Annotated in this window: 7 protein-coding genes and 1 pseudogene; 4 read left to right on the top strand and 4 right to left on the bottom strand. The window is 65.4% G+C overall.

The features are described from left to right. Window positions 1-497, bottom strand: a 497-nt coding sequence (locus tag GJ632_RS15370) for a GTPase (protein ID WP_197428028.1), incomplete at its 3' end; no start/stop codon positions are given. Window positions 498-1,754: 1,257 nt separating this feature from the next. On the opposite strand from GJ632_RS15370, the gene GJ632_RS15365 reads away from it, so the two are divergent. Then, window positions 1,755-3,527 carry a Cdc6/Cdc18 family protein gene (locus GJ632_RS15365; protein WP_191453412.1) on the top strand — a complete coding sequence of 591 codons (1,773 nt, stop codon included), beginning with the start codon at window positions 1,755-1,757 and terminating at the stop codon, window positions 3,525-3,527. A 207-nt stretch (window positions 3,528-3,734) separates the two neighbouring features. On the opposite strand, the gene GJ632_RS15360 is transcribed toward GJ632_RS15365, so the two are convergent. Continuing rightward, window positions 3,735-4,598 carry a S26 family signal peptidase gene (locus tag GJ632_RS15360; RefSeq protein ID WP_231751596.1) on the bottom strand — a complete coding sequence of 288 codons (864 nt, stop codon included), beginning with the start codon at window positions 4,596-4,598 and terminating at the stop codon, window positions 3,735-3,737. A gap of 214 nt (window positions 4,599-4,812) precedes the next feature. On the opposite strand from GJ632_RS15360, the gene GJ632_RS15355 reads away from it, so the two are divergent. After that, entirely contained in the window at window positions 4,813-6,348 is a 1,536-nt protein-coding gene (locus GJ632_RS15355; protein WP_394351818.1) for a DNA-directed DNA polymerase II small subunit, read from the top strand. A 79-nt stretch (window positions 6,349-6,427) separates the two neighbouring features. On the opposite strand, the gene GJ632_RS15350 is transcribed toward GJ632_RS15355, so the two are convergent. Further along, window positions 6,428-6,859: a hypothetical protein gene (locus tag GJ632_RS15350; RefSeq protein ID WP_191453411.1), complete on the bottom strand. Its 432-nt coding sequence runs from the start codon at window positions 6,857-6,859 to the stop codon at window positions 6,428-6,430. Between the two features lie 211 nt (window positions 6,860-7,070). Between GJ632_RS15350 and GJ632_RS15345 the strand changes: the two genes are divergently transcribed. Further along, window positions 7,071-8,249 (top strand): aspartate kinase, encoded by a 1,179-nt coding sequence (locus tag GJ632_RS15345; RefSeq protein ID WP_343161208.1) that lies wholly within the window; start codon window positions 7,071-7,073, stop codon window positions 8,247-8,249. 54 nt (window positions 8,250-8,303) lie between these two features. On the opposite strand, the gene GJ632_RS15340 is transcribed toward GJ632_RS15345, so the two are convergent. Beyond that, a complete protein-coding gene (locus GJ632_RS15340; RefSeq protein WP_089803807.1) occupies window positions 8,304-8,807 on the bottom strand; it encodes an acyl-CoA thioesterase in 504 nt (167 codons plus the stop codon). Between the two features lie 199 nt (window positions 8,808-9,006). Here GJ632_RS15340 and GJ632_RS15335 point away from each other — a divergent pair. After that, window positions 9,007-9,479, top strand: a pseudogene (locus tag GJ632_RS15335) (beta-eliminating lyase-related protein); the annotation flags it as partial.

The following is a 9,479-nucleotide window of genomic DNA, read 5'->3' as shown; positions in this document are numbered from 1 at the left end:
TACGGGCACGGTCCTGACTTTCGATGATGCCGATGAGTATCGTGTTGGACCTGCGTGAACGGGTCTTCGGTGCTGTCGAGCACGTAGATGACGCCGTCGACGTCTTCGCGAAGCCAGTGCATCGCTTCGGCGACGCCCTCCGTGGCCTCACCGGGAACCGACGGACGGCGGTCGTCTTTCTGCTGTCGTGGTCGAGGAACTCTTTGAAATCGACTTTCGTCGTCGACCCCCGGCGTGTCGACGATGTCGATGGTGACTTTCTTCCCGTTGCGCTCTATCTCCACGTTCTCCTTTCGGCGCGCGCGACGCGTCTCGTGCGGGATGTGGCTCTCGGGGCCGATGGCGTCACCGGTCCAGTCACGGGCGATACGGTTTGCGAGGGTCGTCTTTCCGGCGTTCGGCGGTCCGTAGATGCCGATTCGTCTCGGCTCTGCGTCCGAGAACATCCGGTCGACGACCCGTGAGATGCTGTCTCTAAGTTCTGTGAGCAGTCCCATCCTGTCCTCCCGCACCTCCCGACTTATCATCGCGGAGGGGCGTATGAAGTACCCACATTTCTGAACTAACTTAAGCACTACGTCAGACGCCGGTCACATTTACCTCTGCTTTATCCGACCGAACCGAGATTAACATCGACGTACACGACGACCGAGGTCCGCCGAGAGCGGACAGTTGCGGCCGACTTCCGACGACTCGCCGCGTCGCTGGTCTTCACGGTCCCATCGGTCCTGACTGACGTTCGCTTCGCGTTCGACGCTCCCCCTCCAGCCGCTTCGCTCGCATAGTCGTTCCCCCACCCGGTATCCCGGCGGTACTGCCCTCCGTTTCGATTCGAACGACTGACTGCCGCCCAGAACGCCGACCCAACGTCCTCTCTCCGCGCCGTCTCCCCCTGCCGTCTCTCCGTGTTGTCCCTCCGTGTCGTCTCGTCCCACCATCATCTCCGACACACCCCCACCCCTTCGTTTCGAGTGGAACTCGTCGGGAAGCCCCCAGAGGGACGCGAGCCGAGCCTAGCACTAGGTTAATACAGCAGAGACGAAGTAGAAATAATCGCCTTTCTCTCTACTACGGGTACTGTTGAATGTATATATACATAAAACACCCGCTTCGAAAAAGTCGGCGCGACCCCCCTCCCCCCGTCTCGGCCGTTCCACCCGAAACGAAGGGGTGGGGGAGGTGCCACTCCCCTCGACTTCGAGTCCAGACGACCCGCATCCCCGTGAAATCCCCTGTATCGTCCGATTCGAGAGGGTATCGTGGGGTGACTTCACCCGAAACGGCCCCCTCCGTCGACGGCTATCCCCCGACTTCCAGTCGAACGCCGCCCGTACCCGAGTTCTGCGACGCCTCTTCGTGTCGCCAAACTGCCACGTAGAGTACGTGACCGAAGGGGAAGGACGTGACCGCAAAAGAACGACTCGTTCTCGCGACGACGACGCTTTCTCTCTATTCGGTCACGGATCGATTCGACGAATCCCGCGGTTTCGTCCGTACAGCCTCATACATCGGCTCGAATCACTATATTCTACTAGCGTCCTTGTACTTAGCACCGGTACTTCTGGGGGCTCACGGACGGACACGAGGCTACTGATAGACAAGTTTTTTGTAGCACCTGTTCGTCTGGTTCGTCTGCATCATCTGGACGTTCCACCGTCGGCCTTCTCACCGAATGCCGCAGTTTCACGCGGCATTCTGCCGGTTGCGAGCCGCTGACGGAGCGTCTTCCAGTCGAAATAGGGGGGGATTCACGCATGGACGACGATACATCGAGACGCGACGACGACGGCGAAGGGCGGACGAATCACTCGACGGCCGACGACGCTCCGTCCGGCGACGGCCGCGAGTCGTCTGCCTCCGCCTCGTCCGACGCCGACGGCGAGAGCGACGGCGAACGCGTCGGTGACGACGGTACCGTCGCGGACGACGACCGGGCGGACGACGCGGAGAGCGAGGGGACGACGGACGACGACGCGGAGAGCGACGGACCGGTGAGCGACGAAGCGGGGGACGACCCGGTCACCGCCGAGGACATCGACATCCAGGAGAGTATCGGACCGAGTGGGGCAGACGACGAGGTGGCGGACGACCCGTCGACGGACGTGAGTCTCGACGAAGTCGTCCTCGACGAGGGCGGCAGCGACAGTCGCGGCCTGTTCGACGACCTGCTCTCGGGCGAACCCATCTTCGAGAACAAGGAGGTCCTGCGCCCGTCGTACACGCCGCACGAACTCCCCCACCGAACCGAGCAGATAAATCAGATGGCGACCATCCTCGTCTCCGCCCTCCGCGGGGAGACGCCGTCGAACATCCTCATCTACGGGAAGACGGGGACGGGGAAGACGGCGAGTGCGAAGTTCGTCAGTCAGGAACTGGAGTCGACCTCCCAGAAGTACGACGTCCCCTGCGAAGTCGAGTACATCAACTGCGAGGTGACGGACACCCAGTACCGTGTCCTCGCCCAACTGGCCAACAAGTTCATCGAGAAGAACTTCGGCGTCATCGAGGACGAACTCGACCGTCTGGAAGACCTTCGAACGCGTGCGCGAGAGACGCCGGACCTGCTGGCGGACACCGCGTTCGACTCGCTGTCGGACGTCGAGGAGCGAATCGACCAGTTGGAGACCGACCGAGAGGAGATGGAGACGGTGCCGATGACGGGGTGGCCGACCGACCGCGTCTACTCGACGTTCTTCGACGCCGTCGACTACAACGAACGCGTCGTCGTCATCATGCTGGACGAGATAGACAAACTCGTCGAGAAGTCCGGCGACGACACCCTCTACAACCTCTCGCGGATGAACTCCGAGTTGGACAACTCGCGCATCTCCATCATGGGCATCTCGAACGACCTGAAGTTCACCGACTTCCTCGATCCGCGCGTGAAGTCCAGTCTGGGCGAGGAGGAGATCGTGTTCCCGCCGTACGACGCGAACCAACTCCGCGACATCCTCCAGCATCGCGCCGACGTGGCGTTCAAGTCGGGCGCACTCACCGAGGACGTGATTCCGCTCTGCGCCGCCTTCGCCGCGCAGGAACACGGCGACGCGCGCCGCGCCCTCGACTTGCTCAGAACCGCGGGCGAACTCGCAGAACGCGGGCAGGCCGACACCGTCGAGGAGGCGCACGTCCGGCAGGCGCAGGACAAGATAGAGTTGGACCGCGTCGTCGAAGTCGTCCGAACGCTCCCCACGCAGTCCAAAATCGTCCTCTTCGCCATCATCCTCCTGGAGAAGAACGGCGTCCGCAACATCAACACCGGCGAGGTGTTCAACATCTACAAGCGACTCTGCGAGGAGATAGACGCCGACATCCTCACGCAACGCCGCGTGACGGACCTCATCTCCGAACTCGACATGCTCGGCATCGTCAACGCCGTCGTCGTCTCGAAGGGTCGCTACGGTCGCACGAAGGAAATCTCGCTGTCGGTCCCCATCGACGAGACGGAGGCGGTCCTCCTCTCGGACTCCCGCCTCGGCGACATCGAGAACGCGCAACCGTTCGTACAGGCGCGGTTCGACAACTGACCGCGCGACTGTATCCGAGTCGCGACGACCGACGACGACCGACCGGGGTAGACGACGACACCAGAACGGAGACGACCGACGACGAGGGCGTCGGGACGACCCGAACCGGCCCCCGGTTCCTCGATCCTCGACTCCGTTCTCAGCCACCGCTCTCGAACCGGTTCGCTCGGCGCAGAAACCGACACCTATCCGACAACTGCGCGACAGTTACACAACCGAGACGGTCATTCTGGTGGACTCGAAGTCCGGGGGTCCAGCCGTCGCGTCGTCGACCGTCGCGGACGCGTTCATCGCTCGGTCGGGTGATTCGACCGGAGCGTCGGCCGCCACCGGCGTCGGAACGAACGCCCCCGCCAGTTCGAGTCGAACGTACCCGAGGTAGGGCACGCGGAGGTGCGCGACGCCGTCTATCCACTCGGTCTTGACGGGTTCGGCGATACCGCTGGCCTGGTCGTAGCGAGCGTTCGCGTCGCCCTTCGTGATGAACCCCGCGTGCGGCGCGGGACAGTACTGTAACTGCTCGCAGTTCTCGGCGTTGACGTAGTCGGGGTCGGTCTCGTCGTACCAGTTCTCTCCCTCCTCGACGTAGAAGTGCGCGCGGTGGATGATGGGGGACCCGTATCTGGACGGCGGGTCGAAGACGACGACCGACCCCGCGCCGCCGAACGACGCGTGACCGCGCTGGCTTCCCACGTCGGCCGTCACGACGCCCGTGTCGTCGAGGGCGTAGTCGGGCGAGAAGCGGTCGGGCGCGGTGATGAACACGAGGTCACCGCGGTGCATGTGCGGTTCCATGCTGCCGCTCTCGACGGCGACCATCGGCGGCCAGACGCCGCTGATGGTGTAGAGGACGAGTCCGAGTGCGACGACGGCCGACACGCTGACCAGCACTTCGCGGACGAACAGGAGGATGCCGTCCTGTGCGTGGAGGAACCGGTGGAGGGGCGTGTCCGACGACTCGGTGCTCGTCGCGTCGGGTTCCGGGCGAGGGGCGTCGTCGACTGCCGTCGCGTCGGGGTCCGGGCGAGGGGCGTCGTCGCCGACGTCCGTCTCGCCCTGGTCGTCGTTCATCTACCCTGCCTTCGCCGTCGCCCAGTTTCAACCTTCTGGGAACGACCACCTCGCCTGTCGGTCGGGTTCGCCCGTCGCGTCCCCCCGCCTCGCGCCGCCTCGACTTTCAATATGCTTTTCTTCGGCGTCGTCCTTCGACCGGTGTGCCTCTGGAGACGCGACGCTGGTCGTCCGCGAACTCGCTCGTCACGGCTACAACGCCGAACGGGAGGCCGTGACGCTCATCGCGGGCGCGGCCGACCCCGAGACGACGCTCGCGCGGGCGGTGGAACACGCCGGTGCCGACGCGTTCCGCGTCACGGCCGACGACGTCCGCGCCGTCCTCGACGGCGGCCCGAACGCCACCGACGCGCCCGTCTCCACACCCGACTCGCCCGTGACCCCCGAACGCGCCGCCGGCGACCCGTCCACAGAGTCCTCTTCGAAACCCTCCGTAGACCCCTCCACTTCGACTGGAGATTCGACCGCAGTCGAGGGAACAGCGGCCGATTCAGCTCCACCCGAAACGACGGAGTCACCGAGCGGTCGTCGGTCCGACCCGTCGCTCCGGTCGCTGTCCATCACGGGCGACATGACCGGACAGAGTACCGGGACCGGCGAGTACGCCGACTTCGTGAAGGTGTTCAAGGACCGCTACGAGAAACTCTCGCGGCAACTCCGCGGCCGGGTGAACCACCGGCCGGCCGAGGCCATCCAGTCGATGTCCGGCGGGAGCGACGCCGCGATGGTCGGACTCGTCAACGACATCCGGTCGACCGCCAGCGGTCACTGGCTGGTCGAACTGGAGGACACGACGGGGACGTTCCCCTGTCTCGTGATGAAGGACCGCGACTTCGCCGCCGGCGTGGACGAACTCCTGATGGACGAGTGCATCGCCGTCGAGGGAACGCTATCGGACGACGCGGGCATCATGTTCGTCGACTCGATGCACTGGCCCGACGTGCCGCGGACGTACCGGCCGAACACGGCGGACAGACACGTGCAGGCCGCCCTCATCTCGGACGTCCACGTCGGCAGCCAGGAGTTCATGGCGGACGCGTGGCACCGCTTCGCAGACTGGCTCCACACCGAGGAGGCCGAACGCGTCGAGTACCTCCTCGTCGCCGGCGACATGGTCGAGGGCGTCGGCGTCTACCCGAATCAGGACGAGGAGTTGGACATCGTCGACATCTACGACCAGTACGAGCAGTTCTCGGAACACCTCAAGGAGGTGCCGGGCGACATCGAGATAGTGATGATTCCGGGGAACCACGACGCGGTGCGACTGGCGGAACCCCAACCCGGTTTCGACGAGGAACTCCGCGACATCATGGATGTCCACGACGCGCGCATCACCAGCAACCCCTCCACCGTCACCCTCGAAGGGGTGAACGTGCTGATGTACCACGGCGTCTCCCTGGACGAGGTCATCGCCGAACTCCCCGCCGAGTCGGCGAGTTACGACGACCCGCACAAGGCGATGTACCAACTGCTGAAGAAGCGGCACGTCGCCCCGCAGTACGGCGGTCACACTCGTCTCGCACCCGAGAAGCAGGACTACCTCGTCATGGAGGAGGTGCCCGACATCTTCCACACCGGTCACGTCCACAAACTCGGCTGGGGGAAGTACCACAACGTCCTCGCCGTCAACTCCGGGTGCTGGCAGGCGCAGACCGACTTCCAGAAGTCCGTCAACATCGACCCCGACTCGGGCTACGCCCCCATCGTGGACCTCGACACCTTAGACATGACCGTCCGCAAGTTCTCCTGACCATCTGAACGTTCTCCTGACCGTCCGCAAGTTCTCCCGAGGCCCGTTCGCGCGACGCCGACCGCGTCTCCGTCGCCGGTCAGGGGTCCATCCGGAACTTCACCGTCTCCTCGCCCAGAAACCGAGGACCGTCGCCGACTCGGTCGAAGCCGGCGCGTTCGGCGGCCTCCTGAACCTCCGTCTCCGACATCGGAGCGAGAAACTCCACGTCGAACCGTTCGTTCGAGGCGAACCGGACGGGTTCGCCGAGGAGTCGTTCGACCGCCTCGGCCGACCCGCCGATCTGGGTCACGTGGACCGTCCCGCCGCGCACGTCGAAGGCGACGAAGCCGAGCAGTTCCGCGTCGGCCGAGTCGGCGTCGGTGTTCGGGTCCGTCGTCTCGCGGTGTCGTTCCGCGACGCGGACCGTGCGGTCGTGGACGACGTTTCGCATCACGTCTGTCGGAACGTCGGCGATGGCGGCCAACGATTCGGCGTCGGTTTCCAGGGCGTCACGTACCTCCGCGTCCATACCGTGCGTTACCACCCTGCACGGATAAAGACAACTCTCGGACGGTCGGTTCCAGCGCAGTCGGCCGTGTTCGACCCGACTGCTTCACGACCTCCGGACTGTCGGCGTCGGCAACGGTTGAAGGGGGAGACACAGTTATACGCGGTCCTGCGCTACCCCCGGCAATGCCTACGCACCAGTCTCGCTGCCCGAATCGACCGGAGGAACGACCGTGCGAGTAGTCGCGAAGTTCGGGGGGACCTCCCTCGGCAGCGGTGACCGCATCAACCGCGCGGCGGACTCCATCGCCGCCGCGGTCGAACAGGGACACGAGATAGCCGTCGTCGCCTCCGCGATGGGGAACACGACGGACGACCTGCTGGACGAGATACAGTTCGAGGCTGACGACCGCGACCGCGCCGAAATCGTCTCGATGGGCGAACGGACGAGCGTCCGGATGCTGAAGGCGGCGCTGGCCGCCCGCGGCGTGAACGCGCTGTTCGTCGAACCCGGCTCCGAGGCGTGGCCGGTCATCACGGACGACGTCGGCGAAGTCGACGTCGAGGAGACGAAGCGACGCGCCGCCGAACTCGCCGCCGGACTCGACGGCGTAGTCCCCGTCGTCACGGGCTTTCTCGCGCAGAACCACGACGGCGAGATAACCACGCTCGGCCGCGGCGGGTCCGACACGACGGCCGTCATGCTCGGTCGCTACATGGACGCCGACGAAGTCGTCATCGTCACCGACGTCGAGGGCGTCATGACCGGCGACCCCCACGTGGTCGAGGGCGCGCGGAACGTCGGTCGCATCACCGTCGACGAACTCCGGAACCTCTCGTTCCGCGGGGCCGAAGTCGTCGCCCCCTCCGCGCTCTCGTACAAGGACGACGACCTGGCCGTCCGAGTCGTCCACTACCAGCACGGTGACCTCCTGACCGGCGGCACCCTCATCGAGGGCGAGTTTCAGAACCTCATCGACATGCAGGAGAACCCCCTCGCCTGCGTCACCGTCGCCGGTCGCTCCATCCGAAACCGGCCGGGCATCCTCGCGGACCTCTCGCAGGCGCTCCGCGAACACGACGTGAACGTCGACGCCGTCGCCTCCGGCATGGACTCGGTGACGTTCTACGTCGGCGAGGACCTCGCGGAGGAGGCCGAGAACCTCCTGCACGAGAAGGTCGTGGACGAACCGTCGCTCTCGTCGGTCACCGTCGACGACGACATCGCGGTCATTCGCGTCACGGGTGGCGAACTGCCGAACCGGCCCGGCGTCATGCTCGACATCGTCCAACCCGTCTCGGAGGCGGGAATCAACATCCACGACGTCATCACCTCCGCCACCTCCGTCGCCATCTTCGTCGCGTGGGACGACCGCGAGGAGACGCTGAAGATCGTCCAACAGGAGTTCTGAGCGCCGTTCGCGCCGCCGTCTGCATCGTTCTCGACGCCCGCCGCCCGTTCCCGGTCACTCCCCGCCGAGTTCGTCGGCCAGTTCCGCGCGGCGACGGTTCCGGCGTTCGAGCGCCTCGTCCCGGAGCCCTGTCTGTGACGCCGACGGACACCGAAGCGTCGGGACGGCGGCGGGCGACTCCGTCTCGTCGAGGGCGACGAAACTGAAGAACGAACTCGCCGTCTCACGCCGCACGCCGTCGCTCGGCCGTTCCGCCCGAACGGCCACGTGCACGTCCATACTCGTCCGCCCGGTGTCGAACACGTAGCCCGTGACGGTGACGACGTCGCCGAGTTCGATCGGCGCGAGGAAGTCGACGTGGTCCATCGACGCCGTGACGACCTGTCGCTTCGAGAACCGACGGGCGGCGATGGCCCCACAGATGTCCATCCAGTGGAGCACCGTCCCGCCGAGGGCGCGTCCGAGGTTGTTCGTGTCGTTCGGCATCAATATCTCGCTCATCTCCGTGAACGACTCCCGTAGCGACACCGCCTCGCCGTCCGTTCGTTGGGTCGCCATACGGGTGCCAGCCCCCGCCCGCACAAAACACTATCTCATTTGTTCTATTGAAACTGAGATTTCACAACTGTCGCCTTCCCCCGTCGGTCGTCGGCTTCGGACGACGACGGACGAGTTCGTGCATCGTTCCCCCGAACTGGCCGTCCGCTCCCGATTATCGTCGGGAACGACCTTCACGCCGGCCGGCGTCCGTGCCTCCATGCGCTCCTACAAGGCGAAGATGGTCGAACCCATCCACCTCCCTCGCGCGAGGACCGCGAGGCGGCACTCGAGGCGGCGGGGTACAACGCGTCAATCTCGACGCCGAAGACGTCTACGTCGACCTCCTGACGGACTCCGGTACCGGCACGATGAGCGCCGACCAGTGGGCCGCGATGATGCGCGGCGACGAGGCCTACGCCGGCAGCGAAGTTTTCGACGAACTCCGCAAGGCCGTCCGCGACGTGATGGGGTTCGACCACGTCGTCCCCACGCATCAGGGCCGCGGCGCGGAGAACGTCGTCTACGGCGCCTCGTCGAGGAGGGCGACGTGGTCGCGAACAACGCCCACTTCGACACGACGCGCGCCCACGTCGCCAACCAGGGGGCCGACCCCGTGGACTGTCCGCACGAACTCGCGACCGACCCCGACGCCGACCACCCCGTTCAAGGGGAACTTCGACCTGGAGAAGG

This window comes from Halogeometricum sp. CBA1124 (genome assembly GCF_009741955.1).
GTDB classification, from domain to species: Archaea; Halobacteriota; Halobacteria; order Halobacteriales; family Haloferacaceae; genus Halogeometricum; species Halogeometricum rufum.
Note: the sequence above shows the minus strand (reverse complement) of the source record. Positions and strands in the feature narration are given on the sequence as shown.

Coding starts and splice junctions, on each gene's coding strand:
- GJ632_RS15365 (WP_191453412.1), top strand. CDS start 1,755: ATGGACGACGATACATCGAGACGCGACGACGACGGCGAAGGGCGGACG.
- GJ632_RS15340 (WP_089803807.1), bottom strand. CDS start 8,807: ATGGCGACCCAACGAACGGACGGCGAGGCGGTGTCGCTACGGGAGTCG.
- GJ632_RS15360 (WP_231751596.1), bottom strand. CDS start 4,598: ATGAACGACGACCAGGGCGAGACGGACGTCGGCGACGACGCCCCTCGC.
- GJ632_RS15350 (WP_191453411.1), bottom strand. CDS start 6,859: ATGGACGCGGAGGTACGTGACGCCCTGGAAACCGACGCCGAATCGTTG.